The organism is Lelliottia sp. RD5 (genome assembly GCF_056032945.1).
Genome location: NZ_JBVYHQ010000010.1, coordinates 34,599 through 57,125, shown reverse-complemented (window position 1 = coordinate 57,125; position 22,527 = coordinate 34,599). Strand labels below are relative to the sequence as shown.

General features: G+C 50.9%; 25 protein-coding genes and 3 pseudogenes. 6 read left to right on the top strand and 22 right to left on the bottom strand.

Annotation, left to right across the window (positions count from 1 at the left end; translation table 11 throughout):
- Positions 1-94: 94 nt before the first annotated feature.
- Positions 95-580 carry a GNAT family N-acetyltransferase gene (locus tag AC0LWE_RS20845; RefSeq protein WP_219347759.1) on the bottom strand — a complete coding sequence of 162 codons (486 nt, stop codon included), beginning with the start codon at positions 578-580 and terminating at the stop codon, positions 95-97.
- Positions 568-856: pseudogene (locus AC0LWE_RS20840) on the bottom strand (type II toxin-antitoxin system TacA family antitoxin). The gene AC0LWE_RS20845 and the pseudogene AC0LWE_RS20840 overlap by 13 nt, the downstream one beginning before the upstream one ends.
- A 633-nt stretch (positions 857-1,489) precedes the next feature.
- On the opposite strand from AC0LWE_RS20840, the gene repA reads away from it, so the two are divergent.
- A complete protein-coding gene (repA, locus tag AC0LWE_RS20835; RefSeq protein ID WP_219347761.1) occupies positions 1,490-2,503 on the top strand; it encodes a plasmid replication initiator RepA in 1,014 nt (337 codons plus the stop codon).
- A gap of 887 nt (positions 2,504-3,390) precedes the next feature.
- Here repA and AC0LWE_RS20830 read toward each other — a convergent pair.
- The 3 genes from AC0LWE_RS20830 to AC0LWE_RS20820 form a co-directional block, all read right to left on the bottom strand.
- On the bottom strand, positions 3,391-3,675 hold the full coding sequence (locus AC0LWE_RS20830) for a hypothetical protein (protein WP_474266116.1): 285 nt from the start codon (positions 3,673-3,675) through the stop codon (positions 3,391-3,393).
- 73 nt (positions 3,676-3,748) lie between these two features.
- A complete protein-coding gene (locus AC0LWE_RS20825; protein WP_474266114.1) occupies positions 3,749-4,519 on the bottom strand; it encodes a TraX family protein in 771 nt (256 codons plus the stop codon).
- A 1,030-nt stretch (positions 4,520-5,549) separates the two neighbouring features.
- A complete protein-coding gene (locus tag AC0LWE_RS20820) occupies positions 5,550-5,765 on the bottom strand; it encodes a hypothetical protein (RefSeq protein ID WP_474266112.1) in 216 nt (71 codons plus the stop codon).
- A 242-nt stretch (positions 5,766-6,007) separates the two neighbouring features.
- Here AC0LWE_RS20820 and AC0LWE_RS20815 point away from each other — a divergent pair, with 242 nt between their 5' ends.
- Complete coding sequence (locus tag AC0LWE_RS20815; protein ID WP_474266110.1) at positions 6,008-6,256, top strand: hypothetical protein; 249 nt, start codon at positions 6,008-6,010, stop codon at positions 6,254-6,256.
- A 113-nt stretch (positions 6,257-6,369) separates the two neighbouring features.
- Here AC0LWE_RS20815 and AC0LWE_RS20810 read toward each other — a convergent pair.
- Positions 6,370-6,526: pseudogene (locus AC0LWE_RS20810) on the bottom strand (Tn3 family transposase); the annotation flags it as partial.
- Between the two features lie 8 nt (positions 6,527-6,534).
- Here AC0LWE_RS20810 and AC0LWE_RS20805 point away from each other — a divergent pair.
- The gene (locus tag AC0LWE_RS20805) at positions 6,535-7,203 is read left to right on the top strand and encodes an aminotransferase class I/II-fold pyridoxal phosphate-dependent enzyme (RefSeq protein WP_224750810.1); all 669 of its coding nucleotides are present in this window, start codon (positions 6,535-6,537) and stop codon (positions 7,201-7,203) included.
- 185 nt (positions 7,204-7,388) lie between these two features.
- Here AC0LWE_RS20805 and AC0LWE_RS20800 read toward each other — a convergent pair whose 3' ends face one another.
- The 3 genes from AC0LWE_RS20800 to AC0LWE_RS20790 all read right to left on the bottom strand — a co-directional run bounded on the left by AC0LWE_RS20800 (position 7,389) and on the right by AC0LWE_RS20790 (position 10,101).
- Positions 7,389-8,162, bottom strand: coding sequence for an SDR family NAD(P)-dependent oxidoreductase (locus AC0LWE_RS20800; protein WP_474266108.1), 774 nt, complete (start codon positions 8,160-8,162; stop codon positions 7,389-7,391).
- A gap of 65 nt (positions 8,163-8,227) precedes the next feature.
- Positions 8,228-8,929, bottom strand: a complete 702-nt coding sequence (locus AC0LWE_RS20795; RefSeq protein ID WP_001194072.1) for a DsbA family oxidoreductase — start codon at positions 8,927-8,929, stop codon at positions 8,228-8,230.
- 65 nt (positions 8,930-8,994) lie between these two features.
- On the bottom strand, positions 8,995-10,101 hold the full coding sequence (locus AC0LWE_RS20790; protein WP_006687059.1) for an alkene reductase: 1,107 nt from the start codon (positions 10,099-10,101) through the stop codon (positions 8,995-8,997).
- Positions 10,102-10,314: 213 nt separating this feature from the next.
- On the opposite strand from AC0LWE_RS20790, the gene AC0LWE_RS20785 reads away from it, so the two are divergent.
- The gene (locus AC0LWE_RS20785; protein WP_002431133.1) at positions 10,315-10,644 is read left to right on the top strand and encodes a thioredoxin family protein; all 330 of its coding nucleotides are present in this window, start codon (positions 10,315-10,317) and stop codon (positions 10,642-10,644) included.
- 29 nt (positions 10,645-10,673) lie between these two features.
- Here the strand turns inward: AC0LWE_RS20785 and AC0LWE_RS20780 are convergent, their stop codons facing one another.
- The 4 genes from AC0LWE_RS20780 to AC0LWE_RS20765 form a co-directional block, all read right to left on the bottom strand.
- Positions 10,674-11,012, bottom strand: a complete 339-nt coding sequence (locus tag AC0LWE_RS20780; RefSeq protein ID WP_000888080.1) for a carboxymuconolactone decarboxylase family protein — start codon at positions 11,010-11,012, stop codon at positions 10,674-10,676.
- Between the two features lie 4 nt (positions 11,013-11,016).
- Positions 11,017-11,598 carry a TetR/AcrR family transcriptional regulator gene (locus AC0LWE_RS20775; RefSeq protein WP_000210409.1) on the bottom strand — a complete coding sequence of 194 codons (582 nt, stop codon included), beginning with the start codon at positions 11,596-11,598 and terminating at the stop codon, positions 11,017-11,019.
- A 143-nt stretch (positions 11,599-11,741) separates the two neighbouring features.
- Entirely contained in the window at positions 11,742-12,299 is a 558-nt protein-coding gene (locus tag AC0LWE_RS20770; protein ID WP_000108589.1) for an OsmC family protein, read from the bottom strand.
- A 184-nt stretch (positions 12,300-12,483) separates the two neighbouring features.
- Positions 12,484-13,068 carry a recombinase family protein gene (locus AC0LWE_RS20765; protein ID WP_012695450.1) on the bottom strand — a complete coding sequence of 195 codons (585 nt, stop codon included), beginning with the start codon at positions 13,066-13,068 and terminating at the stop codon, positions 12,484-12,486.
- A gap of 159 nt (positions 13,069-13,227) precedes the next feature.
- Between AC0LWE_RS20765 and AC0LWE_RS20760 the strand changes: the two genes are divergently transcribed.
- Positions 13,228-16,212 carry a Tn3 family transposase gene (locus AC0LWE_RS20760; protein ID WP_474266104.1) on the top strand — a complete coding sequence of 995 codons (2,985 nt, stop codon included), beginning with the start codon at positions 13,228-13,230 and terminating at the stop codon, positions 16,210-16,212.
- A 66-nt stretch (positions 16,213-16,278) separates the two neighbouring features.
- Here AC0LWE_RS20760 and AC0LWE_RS20755 read toward each other — a convergent pair whose 3' ends face one another.
- From AC0LWE_RS20755 to AC0LWE_RS20740, 4 genes are read right to left on the bottom strand one after another with little or no spacing between them, the layout of a single operon-like run.
- Entirely contained in the window at positions 16,279-16,962 is a 684-nt protein-coding gene (locus AC0LWE_RS20755) for a DUF6884 domain-containing protein (protein ID WP_474266102.1), read from the bottom strand.
- Positions 16,959-17,495 carry a hypothetical protein gene (locus AC0LWE_RS20750; RefSeq protein WP_474266100.1) on the bottom strand — a complete coding sequence of 179 codons (537 nt, stop codon included), beginning with the start codon at positions 17,493-17,495 and terminating at the stop codon, positions 16,959-16,961. The genes AC0LWE_RS20755 and AC0LWE_RS20750 overlap by 4 nt, the downstream gene beginning before the upstream one ends.
- Before the next feature lies 1 nt (position 17,496).
- Positions 17,497-18,462, bottom strand: coding sequence for a hypothetical protein (locus AC0LWE_RS20745; RefSeq protein WP_474266098.1), 966 nt, complete (start codon positions 18,460-18,462; stop codon positions 17,497-17,499).
- Positions 18,459-18,719 carry a hypothetical protein gene (locus tag AC0LWE_RS20740; protein ID WP_474266096.1) on the bottom strand — a complete coding sequence of 87 codons (261 nt, stop codon included), beginning with the start codon at positions 18,717-18,719 and terminating at the stop codon, positions 18,459-18,461. Before AC0LWE_RS20740 ends, AC0LWE_RS20745 begins: the two co-directional genes overlap by 4 nt.
- A 253-nt stretch (positions 18,720-18,972) precedes the next feature.
- On the opposite strand from AC0LWE_RS20740, the gene AC0LWE_RS20735 reads away from it, so the two are divergent.
- Positions 18,973-19,557: a hypothetical protein gene (locus AC0LWE_RS20735; RefSeq protein WP_474266094.1), complete on the top strand. Its 585-nt coding sequence runs from the start codon at positions 18,973-18,975 to the stop codon at positions 19,555-19,557.
- Positions 19,558-19,696: 139 nt separating this feature from the next.
- Here the strand turns inward: AC0LWE_RS20735 and AC0LWE_RS20730 are convergent, their stop codons facing one another.
- From AC0LWE_RS20730 to AC0LWE_RS20710, 5 genes and pseudogenes are all read right to left on the bottom strand, one after another.
- Positions 19,697-20,437: an abortive infection family protein gene (locus tag AC0LWE_RS20730; protein ID WP_474266092.1), complete on the bottom strand. Its 741-nt coding sequence runs from the start codon at positions 20,435-20,437 to the stop codon at positions 19,697-19,699.
- Positions 20,438-20,472: 35 nt separating this feature from the next.
- The gene (locus AC0LWE_RS20725; RefSeq protein ID WP_474266137.1) at positions 20,473-21,054 is read right to left on the bottom strand and encodes a DUF2971 domain-containing protein; all 582 of its coding nucleotides are present in this window, start codon (positions 21,052-21,054) and stop codon (positions 20,473-20,475) included.
- Positions 21,055-21,069: 15 nt separating this feature from the next.
- A pseudogene (locus tag AC0LWE_RS20720) lies at positions 21,070-21,261 on the bottom strand (hypothetical protein); the annotation flags it as partial.
- On the bottom strand, positions 21,258-21,878 hold the full coding sequence (locus AC0LWE_RS20715) for a hypothetical protein (protein ID WP_263755356.1): 621 nt from the start codon (positions 21,876-21,878) through the stop codon (positions 21,258-21,260). The pseudogene AC0LWE_RS20720 and the gene AC0LWE_RS20715, both read right to left, overlap by 4 nt.
- The gene (locus AC0LWE_RS20710) at positions 21,875-22,486 is read right to left on the bottom strand and encodes a DNA-binding protein (protein WP_471779066.1); all 612 of its coding nucleotides are present in this window, start codon (positions 22,484-22,486) and stop codon (positions 21,875-21,877) included. Before AC0LWE_RS20710 ends, AC0LWE_RS20715 begins: the two co-directional genes overlap by 4 nt.
- Positions 22,487-22,527: the final 41 nt, after the last annotated feature.

The window sequence follows — 22,527 nt, the reverse complement described above, 5'->3', positions numbered from 1 at the left end:
GTGCGCATAACAAAGATTATGTTAAATATATAAATATAAAACATTAAAATCAATTACTTACAGACTGACTGATTCCCCCTTTCTCCTTTATGTTCTATTGTGGCAGTTTGAGGAACAGAGTCCGCTCCTGGGTTTGCGATGCCTTAAAACCATGGTGAAGATAGAAACCTTTGGCTTCCTCAGTCAAAGCATGAACCATGATTGCACGGACACCTATATTTTCTGCGACCCGATAACAGCGTAATACTGCATCGTGAAGTAAATCAGCCCCTAGCCTTTTTCCACGCAATGAGATATCGACAGCCAGGCGTGCAAGTATGATTACAGGTATTGGATCAGGCATATTGCGCCTGAGACTTCCTGTAACCTCCACGTGGTTGACGCTGCCAGTGGCCAGTGAGTAAAAACCGACAACTTGTTTCGTGTCTTTTTTACATACAACAAATGTCCGGGCGGCGCCGAGAGCCTGATTTTTTAACCCTCTCTGTTTAAGCCAGTCATCGAGTACCTCCTCCCCACTGAAAAACTCAGCCAGCTGATGAGTGCTGGATAACGGTTCAGGTGCTGTTACACGTCCCACTGAGGTTTCCTTGAGAGAAGCTTATCAATGGCAGCGTCATCATCAATTGGTGCATCGAGCATAGCGATAAACTCTGCATATTGCTCATCGTTAAAATTGAATACGCGTCGATCGAGGATCACGTTCTCCGCAGCCTGGCATGCCATTTCCAGAATGAAGTCCGTGCGTGATTTATGGAGAATCTCTGCAGCAGCATCGATGAGTGCTCTTTGAGATTCTTTGGCTCTAAGATTGAGTTGAACATCTGATTTCATAATTGCACTCCTTGTATAGCAATTGCTTTACAAGCATAACACAAGAATGTTGTATAGCAAAAGCTATACAACATTGCATCAGTGCAGTTGTTATCTGTAAGAGTCGCCCATGTAACTACATGACTAAAAACTCCTTCCAGCAAAATTCTCTTCTCTCCAGAGGCTCGCCTGATCCCTCTAATTACCTGACATTGCTGCGAACATTACTGATTAAAAGTCCCTTAAGAATATTTAGCGTGCAAACTATGGGCGGTTATCTGGTCTAACATCTGGAAAATTCACTGATGAAAAGGTAGTATTCAGATATTCAGCGATCGTCTTGTGGTGGGACAGATTGTTGATTCAGATTACTTTTGTTACCTAACTCAAACTAATAGTTTGACTGCTTTGTGGTGAGGCTGATGGGTAGCAGAAGATGGTTTACGGAAGAAATGCGGACTTCCGGAAACAAACAATGACAGGACGTGTCCATTAAAACGTTCAGGAGCAGGTAATGGGGTTTCCCGGAGCCTTAATGCACAAACCCCCTAATATCTTTCTCAACTTGGCGGAAGGTTAGATATCAGGGGGTCCAAAAGCAGGCTTGATGCCTGTGAAGGATTATAACGCATGCACCATAGAAAACAACACCCGGCCGCCCTAAGTCCAGGCCGCCGTGAATGATAATCAACTTTCGGTCCACTGGTCTGAACTCCCGGCCGATGAGTTAACCCGTTTCTGGCAGGATGTTGATGCCGGAACTCAGGATAATTTCCTCACCGCACCAGTCAAAAAACAGACCCGCCGCACGCGCGGTGACCACTCCACGCGATCCAAATGTGAGTTTCCTGCGTGGTATCGCCCGGCTCATTATAAAAAGCTGTCCGGGGAGCTGGGACATGCTTACAACCGACTCGTAATGTTTGACAGAGCGACCGGACAGCCCAGGCTGCGTATTCACGTCTCGCGTCATCCTCTCTTTGTTACCGATCGTCGAAAGGCTGGGCGCAAATACGGTTTCCGTCCCGAACGCCAGCGTCTTATCGATGCCCTCTGGCCCCTGCTCGTCAGTTTCTGCGATGCCGGCAAGCACACCGTCGCCATGTGTATCTCTCGCCTGGCGAAAGAACTGAGTGCTAAAGATGCTAAAGGCAACGTCATACCTGAAACGGAGGTGACGGTGTCACGCCTTTCCCGGCTCATCGAGGAACAAGTGCGCTTTGGCGTACTGGGTCTGGCAGAAGAACGCATGTGGGATCATGAATCCCGCTCCTGGCTTCCCGTTTATGTCTATATCACGCCCGCCGGTTTCCAGATGCTGGGTGTCAATATGGACAAGTTGCAGAAAGAACAGGAGAAGAAACTGCGGCTCAGCGCGGAGCGTGAGCGTCTGATCCGTGAAGGTGCGATGAGCGCTCATGATGACATTAACCCGCATAAGGCTCGCCAGTGCTGGTCAGGTCAGAAACGGCGTGACGCGCTGACTTACCGTCGTAAGAAAGGGGCTGAGCGCAAGCGTGCCAGTAACCTGATTAAGCTGCCGGCAGACGAGCGCCTTCATGTCATGGAAAAATGGGTGTACAAAACCCTTCCTCATGATGAGGCTTACTGGTGTACGCCGGAACGGTTGACACAGCTGGCTGTTCAGCACCTGTATCAGCTTGACCTGGCATTATCGCCCCCGGATTAACCGGGGCAACCATACAATCCGTCCACTGTCTGAAAGCCCCTCGCCGGGGCTTTTGGTGCTGGAATTTCCCAGCATTTCAGCGCGTTTTTCGTACATCCTCACCAGGTTATCCCATCTCTGATTCTGAATTCCCTGCCAGAACGGCACAGAATGAAGCCAAAAAAATTTTATCCACAAAAATCCGCAAAGGAATAAATAAGCAAATCTGGAAAGGAATAACAGCAAACCCGCAAAATTATCTAACCCCCCTTTTTATGTCCCTTTTCATTTCATGACAGGATAAATTTTTGTCTTCCGCGACACTGTGGATAAATCATAATGCCTTCGCATGCAATGGCCTCACGGCCATGCGCTCAGAGAAAAGACTGAGGTTCCTCCCGTCGCAGGCGCCGGGCCCCGGTCTGGCCAGAATCCAGCACTGAGCACACCACTGACCCCTGCTAAACCGACGCCGCCCCGGCCCGAAGGGCCGGAACACCCTCGCTTTAAGATGGATGTTGTAACTAGATTCTTTCGTCGCTGTCAGTGGTGCTGCGGGACGTTAAGGGGTACACGCTCGTGAGCGCCTTGCGGCGCTAACGCGGAGATACAGCCCGTCAGCGGCCACAGGCCTCGACGAGCTCACTCCGGTCGCGCAAAGAAGAGTTCTTCATGACGTTAAGCGGGTATGGCTTTGCAGGGAAGGGGCTGGGGAAGGCAGAACCTATTAAACTGAAGCGGCTCACGCCGGTTGCGGCGACCCTGACCATTTGTGCTCCCCGTCAGGATATCTGTCGCCTGACATGCCCTCCGGGCATAAGGACCAGAACAGGCGGCAAACACGCCGGTATCACCTGATACTGGATGTCTGACAAAGGACAATAATGGCAGAAATGAACGTGCCCTGTTTATTTCACAAAGTCTTCCGGTTTAACGGAAGGAACAAACTGAGATTTTTTCTCTTTAAAAGGAAGATACGTTGTCAGATACCAGATAATGATAACCATCATTCCAAAGCCCACAGATAACCAGGGCATGATAAAACTCAGGCTGTCTACGGCACATATCGTGTTTTCAAAACAAATCTGAGACCCGGAATCAGCAATGAATAATTCAAAAAAGCCAGCCCCGATAAAGGCGAAACCGGGGATCAATTCTAAATGCAACCAAAGCACAGAAAGCCATCTTTTCATCAGAATATACATGCAGACCTCTGTTGTCAGATATGAAGCGGGTGAAATAGCGACGTCAGCGTGTGGGGCATTTTTAACGGATGCCCTGCACGATAACCGCAATAACAAAAAGATGTCCGGTATAGGCCATATAAAAAAAGTGCCGGGGCATTAAGCGCCGATCGCCAGCAGGAAACAGCCAGTTGCTCATCGAGATGGCTGCCAGCGGGAGAATCAGGGTCGGTAAGGTGGCCAGCAACAATGTATCTTCCGGCAGGCTCAGCAGGTGCGAAATCCCGTTCAGGGATACCAGTGACAGAATGCAAAGCGCTGTTCCTGCGCGACGTACCACAGGGGGCTGCTTTCCGGTGACGATGACCATGCCACAGGCCAGGATTAAACCTGTCAGATCGTAACTGGCCGGGCTCAGCGGCCAGACCAGGATAGCCAGCAGCAGTACGCCTGCCGCCAGACCCTTCGCACCGAACCTGTACTGAAGGGCAAGCAGCTGCGTGACGCCGGCGAACACGAACAGGATATTCAGTGCCCACCAGGGCTGGTGTCCGACAAAGGCCAGGCTGAACACCGGCTGGGTTACTACAGCCCACATCCACATCCGGTTCGCCCTTGCCTGGAGACGCTCTGGTGTACGCTGCACGTTCATCGCCCAGATAAGCGTGAACAGGGGGAAGGCCATCCGCCCAAGCGCATACATCAGCGGTTCGGGCGGCGTCATCAGCAGGGTATTGGTGTGGTCGATCAGCATGGCGATAAGTGCCAGCACTTTGATCATGTCGAGTGCGGCAGGACTGAGAGCCTCTGCAGTGTGAATCCGATGAAGGACGTCGGGAACCGGAAGGCTCATGCTGTGTATTCTCCTGGCGACACGCATTCAACAGCCAGCGCTGAACGTCATGCCAGAACGCCCTGCCGGTCAGCAATGTTACCTTTACTTTTATTTTTTCCAGAATCTTGCGCACTGCAAATTCTGATTTATCCCGAATAACGCGCATCGCGCCGACGATATCCGCGTTACGTACACAAAAACTTAAAATATGAAAACTGTTCATTACACCCTCATTATTATATTATTATCGGCAAAGAGAAGATAATGTTTAGGTTAAGCGAGGTTAATCTACAGATAAATTACTCTTTTTTATCTCTTCATTTTCATTAAAATATCCGCATAAATATTTATTTCACTTCCCTTTGTTATTGCAATTCAAAAATATGCCGTCTTTCCATGATAGTGGTGATTATTTATTTAGATTCATCAAAATCATATATTCCTGTAAATCTTGTACGTCAGGTCTGATGATTGACCATCCTCTCCCGCCAGCCATAATGGAGATCAGTTTGGATATAGATAATTATTGTACGGTAAGCCTGTTTTTTTACAGGTTTACCTATGGAAACAGGTTGTACCCCACTGTGACTGGCTGACTCGCCAGTCGGGCTTGTCCAACCCCTCGCATGCTCAGAAATGAGTTCTGAAAAGACGTGGGTTTTTCGATGATTGTCAACAAAATTAAATTCGATCACCTGAAATATTTCTTGGACACTTTTTCCGATTTTGCCGAAATGCCCAGGATGGAAAGCACTTTTTGTGCATAACTGGTGCGTCTTTGAGGGGTACAGAGCGAGGTATAAATTAATCTGGACCGTATTACCGGAGTGTCCAGGTGGCGCGGGGAATTACGTAACCGGACGGGATTTACCAGCAGTTCTTCGACCGCTTCGGCGCATCGATGCCGGAAAGTGCCAGCAGAGCAGGAGCTGGCCGCGCAGCCGGTGGTGGGGAATTGCTGGCGCTGGACAGAAAAACCAGAGTGTCAAACGGGGAGGGGGTTTTTAAAGCGGGGGAAAAACGCACGTCCTGCGCGTTTTGGGGAACCCTAGTGAATGATGTTCATAATGCGAAGCTGAATCAGAATTTCGTTGTCTTCCGGACGTTGGTGTTCGACATATGCCACTTGCATAGGTTGACCGTCAACATCAAACCACCCGAGAACATAATCATTCACGTCTCTTCTTCGCTCTCTGTCTGTTGAGTTGTCTTTTTGCGGAGATTGGGGCAGGAAATATCCGGGGCTGATTTCATCAAGCACCATTCCTCGCCTCGAACCCTGTATAATTGGGATTTTTCTTAACATACAACCACCTATCTAGCGTCAGGAGCTTGTATTGTAATTCTAGCACTGTATTTTTTTCCAGTGCTATTTTGTTGGTCAGAATTACCGGAGTGTCCAGATCGCAAGCGAGTGAAGCAAATTTTAGGTATATGCACCATTGAAAGATAAGTAATTAACCCTCACATCTCCATGGGAATTCATCAAAGTTAGGGGTCAATGGTATGGCATGGTACATCGATAGCGAGCACGTCATCAAAAATGTAGTTGAAAAGGCAAATGCAAAATACGAAAAGATTTGGAAACCAGGAGAAAACCCTGATTGGGCAGGAATTTACCGCTGCCAAGCATGTGGTTATGAAGATTTAATTAATCGTCAATGTAACAAACTTCCACCGTGTAGCAACTGTGAAAAGAAAGCACACAAGAACAATACGTGGAAGCTACTCGTAAGAGCGGTTGATGCAGAATAACAATTAAAATATTAAGGTGTGTTGCTTTACACACCTTAATATGACAAGTCTATCACTGAGGGGTCCGCTTGGAAAACGGAAATTATCCCACGCTAAGACTATATTGTGTACAGCAGTGGAGAAGGATGAGAGACCAGCAGTTCATTAACAGGGACTCCTTTTTGCTTAAGCGGCTCAATGGTTCTTTCTATATAAACCGTATTCCAGAGTGTTATCGCCGCCGTATGTAGTGTCAGCGCCGGTGGCGTGGTAACGCTGATCCTCCCACCCCCAGATCCCTGATCCCGACCGGACGAGTCTGGCGGCCTGATGAACTTAAGCGGATTATTGAAATTTGCCTGGCCAATGACATCTGGGTGATATCTGACGAAATTCACTGCGACCTGTCCCGAAGCGGTATCGGTCATACACCGGCCGCCTCTCTTTTCCCTGATTCTACACGCATTATTACCTGCATGTCCTCGAGTAAAACATTCAATCTGGCCGGGAATTTGTTGGCAAATATCATTATTCCGGATCCCGGTGTCAGAAGCGAGTGGCGTCTCAGACACGACGAGTTCATCTCTCCACTGAGCCTGGCAGCAAACAAAGCGGCGTGGAGTGAATGTGATGACTGGCTTGTCCATCTGAGGGAATATATTGACGGCAATTTCCAGTACCTGCACGACTATCTCAAAAGCTATTTACCCGAAACCAGGTTCTCGATCCCCGAAGGGACATATCTGGCCTGGATAGATATTAGCCGCTACCTGCCCGACACCGCAGGTGAGGATTTATCGCTGTATTTTGCCCGGGAGTCAGGGGTCCTTCTTGAAGGGGGCTTGCTGTTTGTCGACAATGGGGACGGATATATCCGGTTAAATCTGGCCTGCCCACGGAGTATGCTGACAGCAGGGATGAAAAGAATTTCACAGGTACTGCGGATACCGGCTCCTCATCGTGTATAACCCCTTTCTCTCTGGCCGTTTTGTCCTGTCAGGATGTCGTCAGAACCCGGCATAACACCCTGTGCCGGGAACACAAAAGGCACGGATGAACAGGTCGTGAATATTCTTAGTGAAGCCTGCTGATGACATGTCTGGCGACAAAAAAATGCCGCCCTTAAGGGGCGGCTTATGCCAGCGTCACGGGGTTATCGTCTGACCGCCATGATGCCCGCATCGACATCCCAGATAGCGCCCGTCACCCATGAGGTTTTGTCAGACAACAGGAAGATAATAGTGTTTGCCACATCTTCGGCAGTTCCGACGCGTCCCAGCGGGTGGAAATCGTTCAGCGACTTCATAGCATCTGCGATATCCGCTTTGTCCATGAAGCCTTCGTATATCGGCGTATGAACAATCCCGGGAGACACCGCGTTGACACGAATACCCGCGCTGGCCAGCTCAATCGCCAGATTACGCGTCAGGGCATGCAGACCCGCTTTTGCCATTGAATAGGCCGAGGCCGGCGAGTCACCCAGTGCAGCCTGAGCACCAATCGAACCGACGTTGACGATAGACCCTTCGAGCTTCGCGGCGAGCATGTTCTTCACGACATCCTGTGTAATAAAGAACGTGGCTCGGTTCAGCGAAAGATACATGTCATAATCGGCAAAGCTGTGCTCGGTAAATCCTTTGGGCATGAAGATACCGGCGGCATTCACCATCAGGCTGATATCGCGATGGTGAGCATTAATTTCCTGACGGATAGTTTCCATACCTTCTTCGGTCATCAGGTTCGCCGCGATGACCGCAACCGGTCCCAGAGGGCTCAGTTCTTTTTGCACCGCTTCGGCTTTGTCTTTTTTATTCCCGGTCAGCACGACACTGCCGCCCGCTTCCAGTACCATGCGTGCCACGGCCAGGCCCATGCCGCTGGTACCGCCGACGACGAGCAGTTTTTTACCTTTGAAAAAAGTGTTCATTTTCTGACTCCATTACTGGTGGGTAAGACGTTGCCGGCAGCGTGAAACTGCCGGCGGTTGACGGATTAAATACTGCAGCCATCCGTTCCGCAGGTCTGACCCGCAGTGGCTGAAAATTCGGTTTGCTGTTCATCCCAGACCTGACGCAGGGCATTCAAAAAGTTATCTGCTGCCTGAGCCCCGCTGATGGCATATTTTTCGTTCATCACAAAAACCGGAACGCCGCTGAGGCCAATAGACTGTGCGTGGGCTTCATCGTCGGAAACGGTGGCGCGAAAATCGTCATTTTCCAGGGCGGCTTCAGCGTCAGCTTTCGGCATACCGGCTTCTACGGCCATGGCAACGAGCTGCTGACGGTCAAAGAGAGAGCGACCTTCGGTGATACTGCCATGATAAAAACGTTCTTCCACCGCGTCCGCAATTCCGGCCTTACGCGCGGCAACCAGCAGGGTGTGTGCATCTTCTGTATCACCAAACATCATGCCGTCGAAGTTGTAGATCAGACCTTCAGATTTACCGGCGGTGCCCACCTGATTCATCATCAGCTCCGCTGAATGCTGACTGCCCAGCTTTTTAACGATGGCATCCTTAAAAGGCATCGCGGGAGTACCACCGGCCAGACGGTAGCTGTGATGGCGGATCACCACCTGGTCGCGAAATTCAAAGCGATTCAGACCCTGTTCAAATCTTTTTTTAGCAATCCAGCACCACGGGCAGACCAAATCTGACCAGATATCGATGGTAAGGGTGGGTTTCAGCGTTTGCATAATGATTCCTCAAAGACGTTGGGCGGTCGGATCTCACTTATCAGAGAACCGCGACCGTATGGGATTTATTGCGCCTGCCAGACCGGGTAATCGGTATAGCCTTTTTCCGGGGAACCACTGACGCCGTAGTAGGTGGCGCGGTCACTTTCTGCCAATGGCCAGCCGTTTTGCATTCTTTCAACCAGATCCGGGTTAGCGATGTAGGGCACACCAAATGCCACCAGATCCAGCTCATCATCTTCCAGAGCCTGCTCTGCGATATCACGGGTAAAACCGCCGGCAGCGATGATGGTGCCTTTAAACGTGTTGCGAAAACGGCGGCGGAAGCCTTCCGGAAGTGGCGCTTTGGTGTACACCGGCTGATAGTAAAGGTGTACGTAGGCCAGTTCCCGCTGACCGAGCGCGTCGGTGATGGCTGACCAGGTTTGCTCTTCACCTTCATACGGCGCGAGGTCATAAATGCGGCCGAACGGTGACAGGCGCACGGCAACGTGGCTGTTACCCACGGCTTCCGCCACGGCGTCAATGGTCTCCAGCAGGAAACGCTGACGATTTTCCACCGAGCCGCCGTATTCGTCGGTGCGGGTGTTCAGTTCGCTACTGAGGAACTGGTCAAAGATGAATCCGTTTGCCGCCATGATTTCCACGCCGTCAAAGCCGGCTTCCATCGCCAGGCGTGCGGAGTGCACGAAGTCTGCAGTGATGCGTTTAACTTCATGCGTTTCCAGCGCGCGTGGCTGGCTTGGTACAACCGGGCCCGGTTCTCCGGATTCGGTCAGCGCAAAAACGGTGGTATTGACCGCCTGAACGGTGCCCGCTGAAACCGGCGCTATGTGGCCTGGCTGAAGAGAGACGTGAGACATACGGCCGACGTGCCAGAGCTGCGCGAAAATACGGCCACCTTTGGCGTGAACCGCTTGTGTCACCTTACGCCAGCCCTGGACGTGTTCGTCGTTGTAGATACCAGGGGTATAAAGGTAACCCCGGCCTTCTTCTGAAACCGGCATCCCTTCGGTGATGAGCAGGCCAGCAGAAGCACGCTGTGCATAGTACAAAGCCACGACCTCATCCGGCACGTCATTCATGGTGCGGGTGCGGGTCATCGGTGCCATGACTACACGGTTTTTTAACGCCAGGCCAGACAGATTGTAGGGGGTGAAAAGCTTACTCATCGTATACCTCACAAAAAACAAAAAGGAGTATCCCGGCAGGGATTTGCACAGCCCGGCAGTATCATCGACTGGACGTCGCGCACTGGAGTTGCATAAACATCTGATGGGTGGCAATATACCAACCATCTAGTAGGTAGGTCAATGGGTGTGTCGTATTTTTTTGTCATAACGCAGCCATTTCTGAATTGTCACTCATTTTGCGAGGTCATCACCATGCGTACATTAACAGCTTATAACGAAGATAATTTCCGCCAGATAGAGCAGTACAAAGGAATATCGGTGGTACGTTTCTCTGCACCCTGGTGTCCGCCCTGTCAGGCCAGCGAAGAAATGTTCAGTCAGTTTGCAGACCGGCTCGATAGAGATATTCAGGTGGGGAAAGTCAATGTAGATCAGGCGCCGGTGCTGACAACCAAATACGAGATCTGGGGGCTGCCGTCTGTGCTGATATTTCATGAAGGGCAATTAGTTAAACGCATACCGGGTGTGAAACCTGCATCGGTATATGCTCAGGCTATTGCGGACATAAAAAAAGGGCAGTAATGCCCTTTTAACGTGGAATTTATTAATGCTTAACCGCGTGCCTGACCGACGGCATCCAGAGTGCGGGCTGAATAAATGACCGCCGCGCCAGCGTTGAGGTTAATCGCCACGCCCAGCGCTTCAGCAATTTCAGCGTCGGTTGCACCGGCTTTCACAGCGGCGTCGGCGTGAAAAGCAATACAGCCGTCGCAGCGGGTTGTGACTGCGCACGCCAGGGCAATGAGTTCACGCACTTTTGCGCCCAAAAGGTCAGTTTTGTTACCTGCGTTGCCCAGGGCAACCACGCCTTTCATGGTCTCGGGGGTCAGTTTGCCCAACTCGCCTAAACGTTGCATTAACTCTGAGCGATAGTTGTTCCAGTCCAGCATAGTGTCATTCTCCTGAATGAGGGGTATTAAGAAGCAGTTTTATATACTTAAGGCTGTTGGCGAAGACTTCGGGTCTGGCCGTTGCATGCGCCACTACGCTTGAGCCTTCACAGACATTAATGATCATCAAAGCAATATCTGATGGTTCGGCATGGGATGAAAACTCACCTGACTCCATGCCCGCCCTGACGACTTTTGTGAGCCACTCGATTTGCATATCGAAATAAAGTGATGTCTGTACAGTAATTGCCTGAGGCAGATTGGCGGTCTCTGCTGACAACGCACAACACAGTGGCAGTAGCGAAGCTTTATGGCTTTGCGCGAAGATATCGATGTAAGCCGCAATTCTTCTCTCCGCGCTTTTCTCAGTCGCCTCTATCTGCTCAAATACGCGTTGTGTATCAGAGAACGCCTGTATTACCACCTGCTCACCCAGAATATCTTTGGTCGGGAAATGGTGATGAATACTGGCCTTGGTGATACCCACTATTTTTGATAAATCAGCATAGCTGAATGCTGAATACCCTTTTTCGCGCATCAGGTGTTCTGCTTCGCTGAGCAGCCGTTCCCGTGTCATGGTTGTCATAATTACTCCATATAATCTACTAGTTGATAGATTATATTGTTGCTATTTTTCCGTAGCAAGTTGTATCACTGACTCAGTATCGTGCGGAGCTGAACGTCACTGCCATCCTGCATTCTGAATGGCAGTGACGTTCAGCTCTGACATCACGCCAGGCGTGTAATCATTTCAACCGGATTAGCCAGAGTATCGTGGATTGGCGAATTCTTTTGCATTTCGCTGACCAGCGCTTCTAACTCCTCGCGACTGGCGGTCTTGCTCGTAAGGTGAACATCGACGCGAATAGATTTCGCACCTTTACGCACGTTGCTGTCCAGCCCAAGGAAGCCGTTGAGGTTGATATCGAAATTAAGATCCAGCTCGATACCGTCCAGGTCGATCCCTTTTTCAGCAGCCATCATGGTAAGGGTGGCGGTATAACAGCCAGCCAGCGCCTGCATGATGTATTCAGTCGGGCTCATGCCGGTATCGGTGCCGAGTAAACCTGCGGGTTCATCACCGATATTAGAAAATTTCCCCACACGGCTGGTATCGATAACGCCGTTCTGGATTGTGGCGCCGGTCTCTGTGCGAACGGTTAATCCGCCGCTGGAACGGGCTTTCATCTGGAAAGTCAGGTTACCCAGGCCAGGCTGGCTGCGAACTGCTTCACGGGTATTGTGGATCGCAGCTGCGTCTGCAGAAGGTTTAACGGTAGTAGACATAATGGCTCCTGTAATTTCTTGATAAAAGGTATAGCTGGTGCAATCAGTACCAACCATCTAGTTGGTAGATTAGTATCGCGAACCTCTTTTGTCTACTCTTTTATAAAAAATAGGGAGAAAAGAACCCAGCAGGCTGTTTTATTTCATAATAACCATTTGATTTTTTTATAATCTTCCCAGCCGCTCACTCTTGCAGCAATCCAGCCTTTACCCGAAGGATAGTCTGGCGGGTGGTATTAAATTCCCGGGCAATAGCACTGATACTGATGCCAGCATTTAGGCGCTCTGTCACTGTTTGCTTTTGTTCCTCGCTCAGGATGGGGGGGCGACCGAAGCGTTTTCCAGCCGCTTTTGCCCTCGCAATACCTGAATACGTTCGCTCAAGCAGCAAATCCCGCTCAAACTCCGCTACAGCAGAAATTACCTGCATAGTCATTTTTCCGGCCGGACTGGTCAAGTCAACGCCTCCGAGTGCGAGACAATGAACGCGAATATCTAAAGCCGCCAGTTGCTCTACTGTTTTTCGGATATCCATCGCATTACGACCCAGACGGTCAAGTTTGGTGACAATCAGTACATCCCCATTTTCCATGCGATCTAGCAACCGGATAAATCCGGGGCGTTCGCTGGCAGCAACCGAGCCACTGATATGCTCCTCAATAAGTCGTTGGGATCTGATGGCAAAACCCGCCGCTTCAATTTCACGACGCTGGTTTTCTGTGGTCTGTTCCAGAGTTGAGACCCTGCAGTAGGCAAAAACACGTGACATGGGAAACTTTCCGTACGAAATAGATGTCCGAATTATAACGTGTGTCCGAAATTAATTTCACTAAGTTTCGGACATGTGCTGTAAGTGGTGTACGAAACCGACCGGTTTCGTTCACAGCGAACAAATAACAGATGAAAACTATACGCGAGGGAGGCATTTATGCCACGGCGACAGATACTGAGCAGCGAAGAGCAGGAACGCTTACTGGTTATACCAGATGATGAAATTATTCTGACCCGAATGTGTTTTCTGAACGAACCGGATATTGCGCTCATTAATAAGCACCGAAGGCCAGCGAATCGCCTGGGCTTTGCTGTATTACTCTGTTATCTGCGTGGACCTGGATTTATTCCGGACAAAAGCAGTGCTCCTCACAATGGCGTTGTATCCAGGGTTGCTTCCCGACTGAAACTTCAGCCTGATTTATGGCCGGAATATGCATCCAGAGAGCAAACCCGCTGGGAACATCTGACCGAACTTTATCGCTACCTGGAACTATCCCCGTTCAGCCGGTCAATGCAAAAAGACTGTATCCGTCATCTGCACCCCTATGCCATGCGAACTGACAAAGGATTTATGCTGGCGGAAGAAATGCTCAGCTGGCTACATAACAATAATGTTATTTTCCCTTCTGTTGAAGTGATCGAACGGACGCTTGCCGAAGTCGTCACGCTCGCTAACAGATCGGTATTTTCGACACTTACCGCGCAACTGGAAAAGCAGCATAAATCAGCACTCGACAGCCTGCTCATATCAGAGGGTGAACAACCTTCCCGTCTGGCATGGCTGCTACAGCCTCCGGGTAAAATAAACGGTAAAAATGTGCTGCAACATATCGACCGGCTTAATTCCATCGCTGCGCTGGGGTTGCCTGATGGTATTGCACTTTCCGTTCACCAGAACAGGTTGCTTAAACTGGCGCGTGAGGGCCGGAAAATGAGCAGCAGGGACCTGGCAAAATTCACCGATGTCAGACGTTACGCTACGCTGGTTTGTATAATAACAGAGGCCAGGGCCACCCTGACTGACGAAGTGATTGATCTGCACGAGCGTATCCTGGGTAGTCTGTTCAGCAGGGCAAAACGCACGCAGGCCGAACGGCTCCAGCAAACGGGAAAGCTTATTCAGAGCAAGCTGAAGCAGTACGTTACCGTCGGGCAGGCGTTACTTAACGCCAGAGAATCCGGGGAAGATCCCTGGACTGCAATAGAAGATGTCCTTCCCTGGCAGGAATTCATCAACAGCGTGGAAGAAACGCGGTTTCTTTCCCGTAAGGGCAATTTCGACGCGCTTCATCTGATCACCGAAAAATACAGTACGTTGCGTAAATATGCCCCGCGTATGCTGTCAGCATTGCAGTTCATGGCGACACCTGCGGCGCAGGCGCTCAGCGATGCGCTGGACACCATAACGGAAATGTACCGTAAACAACTTCGTAAAGTGCCGCCATCAGCGCCAACAGGGTTTATCCCTGAAAGCTGGCGAAAACTGGTGCTCACGCCTTCAGGCATCGACCGCAAGTACTACGAGTTTTGCGTACTGAATGAACTCAAGGGTGCATTACGTTCCGGTGATATCTGGGTAAAAGGATCGCGCCGCTACAAAAATTTTGATGATTATCTCATCCCGACTGCTGAGTTTGAGAAATCCCGACATAATGACCAGTTACAGTTGGCCGTTCAGACCGATAGCCAGGCATACCTTCAGGCCCGTATGACTCTTCTTGCATCTCGGCTGGAAGAAGTTAACGCGATGGCGCTTGCCGGTGATTTGCCCGATGTAGATATCTCAGATAAAGGCGTAAAAATCACTCCACTGGAGAACAGCGTTCCTTCAGGTGTTTCGCCCTTTGCAGATTTGGTCTATGGCATGCTTCCCCATCCGAAAATTACGGAGATACTGGAAGAAGTTGATAGCTGGACGGGATTTACGCGTCACTTCGCGCACCTCAAAAATAATAACGTCAGACCAAAAGACGGAAGACTGTTGCTGACCACCATTCTGGCTGACGGCATCAACCTTGGGCTGACAAAAATGGCGGAATCCTGCCCTGGGGCCACAAGATCGTCACTCGAAGGTATTCAGGCATGGTACATCAGGGATGAAACTTATTCAGCGGCACTGGCCGAGCTGGTCAACGCACAGAAAGAGCGGCCTCTGGCCGCATTCTGGGGCGACGGGACAACATCGTCGTCAGACGGGCAGAACTTTCGGGTAGGCAGTCACGGACGTTATGCCGGTCAGGTCAATCTTAAATATGGTCAGGAGCCGGGCGTGCAGATTTATACGCATATCTCAGACCAATACAGCCCGTTCTACGCCAAAGTGATCAGCCGGGTGCGCGACTCAACCCACGTGCTTGATGGCCTGCTGTACCATGAAAGCGATCTGGAAATTACCGAGCATTACACCGATACCGCAGGCTTCACTGAACATGTTTTCGCCCTGATGCACCTGCTGGGATTCGCTTTTGCGCCAAGGATCCGTGATCTTCATGACAAGCGGCTGTTTATTCATGGAAAGGCCGAGCGCTATCCGGGGCTTCAGTCTGTCATATCAACAACCTGCCTGAATATCAAAGACATTGAGTCGCACTGGGATGAGGTATTGCGCCTGGCAACCTCGATTAAGCAGGGGACAGTCACCGCATCACTGATGATGAAAATGTTAGCCAGTTACCCAAAACAGAATGGACTTGCCAAAGCGCTGAGAGAGATTGGCCGCATCGAACGGACACTATTTATGCTGGACTGGTTCCGTGATCCCGGTCTGCGCCGACGCGTGCAGGCGGGGCTGAATAAGGGTGAGGCACGTAATGCCCTTGCGCGAGCGGTCTTTTTGCACCGTCTGGGTGAAATAAGGGATCGTGGGCTGGAGAATCAGATTTATCGCGCCAGCGGGCTGACATTACTGACAGCAGCGATCACGTTGTGGAACACGGTATATATAGAAAGAGCTATTGAGTCACTAAAACGAAAGGGTATCCCGATAAATGAGCAACTGGTCTCTCATCTTTCTCCCCTGGGCTGGGAACATATCAATCTGAGTGGAGATTACGTCTGGCGTAATAATCTTAAGCTGGGATCCGGAAAATACCGCTCATTACGTACAGTCGATACCGCTTTGTACAAAAAACAGTCTTAGCGTGGGATAATTTCCGTTTTCCAAGCGGACCCCAGGTAGCGGTCTACCTGTCTCCTGCTGTTTTCTTTATGCTGCATTTCTTATCACTCTTTCGTCCTGCATCTTCAGAATTTTTACGGCATGACTGATATTCAGCCCGGTCATATTGGTGTTCAGCTCCTTCATCATCGCTGCGCTGGTCAACACGACGTTGTTGCCGAGACATCCCTGATATCCTTTTGATGTGACTATCGTCAGTTGCTCAGGCGAGGTTAGCTCGTTGCGGCCCGAGCATAGATCCTCTTCCACAGCCTGTAGATACACCGGCGAGGCCGCTACGATAAAACGATCGTGCGGCCGCTCTTGCATCAGGGTCTGCAGTGAAGCATAGCGCCGTCGTGTTGGCGGGCGGGAAGTCAGTAGTGACCAGATGATGCGGTGGGAAAACCGCATCGAGGAGAATGTTGCTTCGTACGGCACGACATGATCGCTGAAATGCAGCAGACCCAGGCCGGCAGATAACACCCACAGTTCGGCACCAGTGCTTTCAGCTGCGGTCACTGCCCGCTGCCAGTGCTGACCTGAATACAGATCTCCTGCTGTCAGCAATGGCTGTTTGTCCCGTGTCTGTTCCAGCATTTGCAGCCATGCCTCATAAGCACAGACGGCGTTGCGTTCTTCGGGAAAGATTGTGCTGCCAGCTGCAACTGTCTTACGCCGCGTACAGGTAATGATGAGATGGAGGTTGCCGGTTACAGATCGAGATGTCATGGCTTGTTTTCCTGGTCCCGGCTGATAAACCACTCGCAGACGGCGCAGGCCACTTCGTCTGGTGTCCAGCCCGGAAATTCAGCACCGGTGAACGGCGAAGGTTGCCACTGATGTGAATAATCTGTCAGGTCTTGCCTGTCCTCGTTCCAGACCAGCTTTTGATAGCGAACCGGCTTGTCTGGAGCGCCGATGTCCCAGCCGATCGCCAGAAGCCCGTAAGTTGCATAAGCAATATCCGGGAGCCGGCAGCGCGCATCCAGCCATGCCCTGCGCTTTTCCATCCACGCTCGAAAACCGGCTTTCTTCTCGGCGGCCAGCACGTCCTTACGCAGCCAGGCGTGGATCGGGCCTGCTTTTTGTGGCGGCGGCAGGAACTCCTTGATGGCTTTATCCGTCCAAAGGCGATCCTTAAGCCCCTTCCTGCTGAACCAGGTCATGTGCCAGTCTCGGCTGTATTCTTCTCGTTTACGTCGCCCAAACTCTCGCCGTTCAGCTTCAGAGTAACGGTGCCAGCGGCCATTGTAATACGGCATATTAGTCCTCCCTCGTGTCGCGTGGAGGGTTCAGCGAGCGCCAGTCGATTTCTTCCTCGCTCATTAATGGCCAGCGGATGCGGTGCCACCGCAGCTCCTGCGCCTGGCTCGCAGTGAATCCGGCCCGGGCCAGAAGGGTATCCAGTGCGGTGCCGGTATCTTCTTCATACGCGATGGCCGTGAGCGGGAACGCCTCAGGGCTTTCGCGCAGAACGTGCAGCAGGCGCGCCGGCGCCGGTAGCGTCCGGAATGAGCCCTTAGGCCTCACCACTGCAAGGCGGATCTCATCTGTCAGGCCGGTGATCCCCAGTGCCTGCAGCGCGACGTCCAGCTTGCTATACCAGGTGTACGTCCGGTCCGCCGGCGCGGTACCGTCCGGTGTTCCTTCTTCCGGCGTGAGGCTTTCATTGACCTGCATCCGGACCGCAATCCCTGCGTCGTGGCAGGCCTGCAGCCAGGTGGCTACCTGCAGGGGATCGCCCGCCAGACGCGTCACCTGTCCGGCCGTGCTCCACAGCTGCAGGCAGGTGGTCCCGTCGAGACGGATGACGTAGTCGCCCCGGCACGCCAAGTGCCAGCGATCGTCCAGCTCCACCGGTCGGTCGTCAGCCTCATCAGCCCTGCCAGGCGGAACCAGGGGCAGAACCCGGACCGCCGTCGCACGCTGTTCCGCCAGAACGCGCGCTTGTTCGCCAGCCAGAAGCGGGGCGGCCAGCGCACGGCCTGCCTCCGTTAGCTCGACGGCCAGCTGCAGGTTCGGGGCGCGCAAGGTGAGCAGCCAGCCGGCGGATTCCATCCGCCGGCACGAGGCGCGCAGGTTCGGCCCGTACACAGGGGCGTCGCCACCCTGCTCCAGTACCCGCTCAATATCCCGCGTGGCGACCGGCCCCGGACGTTTCGCATCCAGTGCAGCCAGCACAATCAGCACCCGCCTCTGCAGCGGCGATGGTCGGCGCGCCTGAGTCATTGCTTATCCGTCTCTGGCCAGATGAGCTTTCTGAGGCGCTGATGATCGGCGTCTATGAGTTCTTTTCTGTTTATGGCATTCATTGAGGCATAGCCATTAATGGCCAGTTCATACCACAAGCTCAGCACGGCTCCGGCCTTGGCTGACTCGCTGATATAAATCGCGCCCCGGCTGTCCAGATTGCATTCACGGATATGTTTTTCCGCAAACTGTGTCAGTTGTTCATAGCTGAGTGAAAACGTCACTTCGTGATCCATCCTGCACGCTCCGTATGATATTGTACGATAATAATAAAATCATATCATGAATGATTTATTTTATTATCACAAATATCATATTTAATATGCTTTTTTCATTTTGATTGATTAATCATATCCTTTTCGGGTTTCTCGTCCCTGAAATCCGATTTCTGGTTATTCTGGGATTGATTAAAAACATAATCAATTTTTGTTGATTTATAATCAAATATTGATTATGTTATTGATGTTGGATCAGTCAAACAGGTTAGTTATGAAACTTTCTGAACATATCGATCTTTTCTTTGGCGGGAATAAATCTGCTTTTGCTAAAAGTATGAATGTTACCCCTCAACAAGTTACAAAATGGGTTAACGATGACTGGATCATTGTTGACGGAACTCTTTACAGTCCTAGAAGGGATTTAGCCAGAGGCAATATGATGGAACGTAAGAAATTTTTGGCAAGCATATTTTGCGGCGCTCAATATGCTTTGGCCGAGTTAAGGGAACACAACGCTCAGGGGCCCAATGCGAATGGGATAGCACAAAATGCCCGTAACACAATTGAATTACTGGCGGAATTCTTTAAGAAAGAGAATTATAATATTTATATGATTGCCTATAACAATAAAGCACAGCAGTTTGAGCTTTATTCCTCCCAACCTGTTTATGAGTTAGGTGTGACTTATTTCCATATAATTAATCCGGGTAGCATCCTGTTTACCTATAACAATGACATGAAGTCAGAAGATACCTTTGAGGTACCCACTGACCCCAGTCGACTGGTAGCCAACAGGTTTGATCCTTATGCATTTACGATACTGCGTCAGGAAATTCAGCAGGCGTTAAGTCAGTAAAGAAGTTTATTAAACGCTTACACAGGTGATCATCATTTGTAAAAAAATAAGAGTACGGCCAGGATTAAAATTCTGGCCGTACTTCACTTCTTTGTTGATGCTCTATCTTTTCGCTGTGAGCCTCATATTTTCATCCAAACTAAAGCAATTCATCAATATAAGTCATAATGGAACGAACCAGATTTATGGCAAAACGCGCATCGGCTTCATTAAGCAAAGTCTCAGTAGGATGAGCCATACTGTAATTGTTACGCAGATTATTGATTCCATGAAGTATTGCGGCAGAAGACTTCAGCATTTTAAACACATCTTCATTTCTTCCATCATCCGGCAGGGCCTTGAGATGTGCAGTTATCAGGGAAAGCAATCCTGGAACATTATTATTTGTACTATTGGTCGCAATTCCATGGTTTGCGCTCATTTGTCTTAATGAAGCATGAAGAGCAGTATGGACACGGTCATAAGCCCGGTGTGGTCCATTTTTCTGAAGCAACAATTCCGCATCTTCTAAAGCCTGGTAAATGTTTTCGTTCACATTTTTCACTGGGGCTGCGGAAACGTTTCTTTGTCCATTCTGATTCACAATGTCCTTTATCTCATTGAATAAATCATTATCGCTGTTGCTGATATAGAGTTGGACATCATCCAGTGCCCAGATTTTAGAAAGGTTATCAGCTTCCCTGGTCAGGGTGGTTTCTATGGCTGAGATGGCCACGCCTTTCAGTTCCGGGTTGTCCCAGTAAACATGCCGGTAAAATTGATTTAGCCCTTCCGGAACATCTTCACAATCTGTAACAGCAAAAAGCTCCTTCCAGTCGCCTTCGCTAAAATTATCTGCAAGGATTTTGGCCAATTTTATTTGAGAAACTTTATCCAACATACTTTTACCTAATAATTTGTGCTTATCAGTTGAGTTTACCGGAACGGCGTCTCAGTAAACGAAATCTGTGTACTGGTATACCCCTTGTTCTGCAACAGGAATGATATCCCTTCCATCATCATTGCTCTGTTACTGCGGGGACCAACTCTGATGCTTTTCAGTGGCAGCTTATCTTTTGCTTCAAGGATCAGATATGGCACCAGACCGTTATCACTGACACGGAAATTGACACCCTCAAAAGGTCTGTCCGGCAGAATGACCATCCGGAACTCCTGTTCCTCTTTGAAACCGTCATTCTTGAAAAAAGGCGGCAGACTGTGAGCTAGTTCTGCTGCATAGCCCAGTTCATACATCGCATCCTGGTTTATGGCAGATTGCACTTCAGGGGCATTGAAGAAAGCGAGGATCTCATTCCTGGCTTCAACCGTGGAATTCTCTTTGGTATAGATCACCCGGTTTTTAAACGTCTGGTAGTTCGTGAGTTCCAGGGAGGCAGCCAGTTCGTCATCATCAAATTCCAGGCACACGCCCTGAGAGCTGCCATAACCCCGCCACTGGCTTAACAGGTCGGGTTCGAGACAGAACGAAAGGTTATAGACGTGAGCAGCCCGGTGCATTCTGAAGTGCGTCAGTGCCTGTTCGATGAACTTAAGGGTTTTCGGGTTAAAGTCGTCCCTCAGGTACTGCAGGGCATTCTCAAGGCAGTTCATGCCGTGAATCAGCTCATTGCTGTCATTGAGGAAGGAAAAGTTCGTCGCCCACAGTGAGCCTGATTCGATGATGCCCTTCAGGCCGTTCAGGTCAGTGTAATGATAAATTTTCATCTGGCAGCCTCCTGACTGTCTGGGCCCTGTTCGCACTCAGTTTTTTGCATGTAAGACAGAAACGGGAACGCCTTAATAGCGGCTTCCCTTGCTTCTTCTATCGATCGTTCCCAGGCCTGCCATTCAGGATCTGCTTTCAGTATTGCGTCGGCGCGGTTTCGTAACCATGCGTAAATTCCCTGGAGGCGATCGAGGTTTATCCGGCGGGTTTCTATTTCTCCTTCATACTGCGGGATTTTTCTCAGCAGCGTGCCAAGTACGCCGCCGGTTTCGAGTGGCTCAGCCGGTATGTAGTCCGTATATTCATCAAACTGATCGAGCGTCAGGTCGATGTACTCACCGTCAAGTATGACGATGACATGGCCATGAACAGTGGAATTTTCTTCCTCACGGAAAGTCTCATTCCCGCACATAAACAGAATGCCAGGCTCCCCTCTTTCACCGCAGTCTTTAAGGTATTGCGCCAGACAATTGCTGGCCAGGTCGCAGCTGCCGGCCGGGAAGCTTTTCAGTTCACACCAGCGTGATCCGTTCTTGTATTCTTCTGGCAGCTCCCGGACAGCCTTTTCCAAAGCCTGTCGAAACGCCCGGATGCGAAACGTGGTTTCCTGTTTCATTTTTTTACCTTCCCGTCCTGGCGGGCCAGGTCCAGCAGTTCGGACTGAAGTTTACGGCCGTCCTCCCGGGATTCCTTCAGCTCCGCTTTCGTGTCCTGCAGCTGCGCCGCCAGGTGTTCGCCGATGGCGGTCAGGCGGGCAACCTGCTCGCGCAGCGGGAGTGCCTCCGCGCGCAACTCGCGCACCTCCTGCAGCAGACGGTCACGTTCGGCCACCACCTCGCGCAGCACCGCCAGCTCGCTATTCAGGACGGCCACGTTCGCCAGCGCCTCATCTCGCTCCTGGTCGGCACGGGCAATGTCGTCGTCGGCCTGCTCGCGCGCTGCCAGGGCCCCGGCTTCAGCTTGTTTCACCGCGGCCTGCCACAGCAGCCCCAGCTGGCCGGTCAGCAGCTGCGCCAGCTCTGTAGGCAGGGGCGTGGTCTGCTCATCGGCCTGCTCGCGCCGGCGGGCGCGGAACGCGCGCATCACCGGGGAGATATGGGACAGGGAGCCGCCGCCGAGGTGCTGACGGACCTGCTCGTTGGTCGGGTTCAGGTTGCCGGCGGCGATCAGGGCGGCAGCGGCGTCTTCAATGCGGCGGACGGTGTCCGGGGATAGGGTGGTCATGGTCGGGCTCCGGTTTCTCAGGGAATGGCGCCATCGTACTC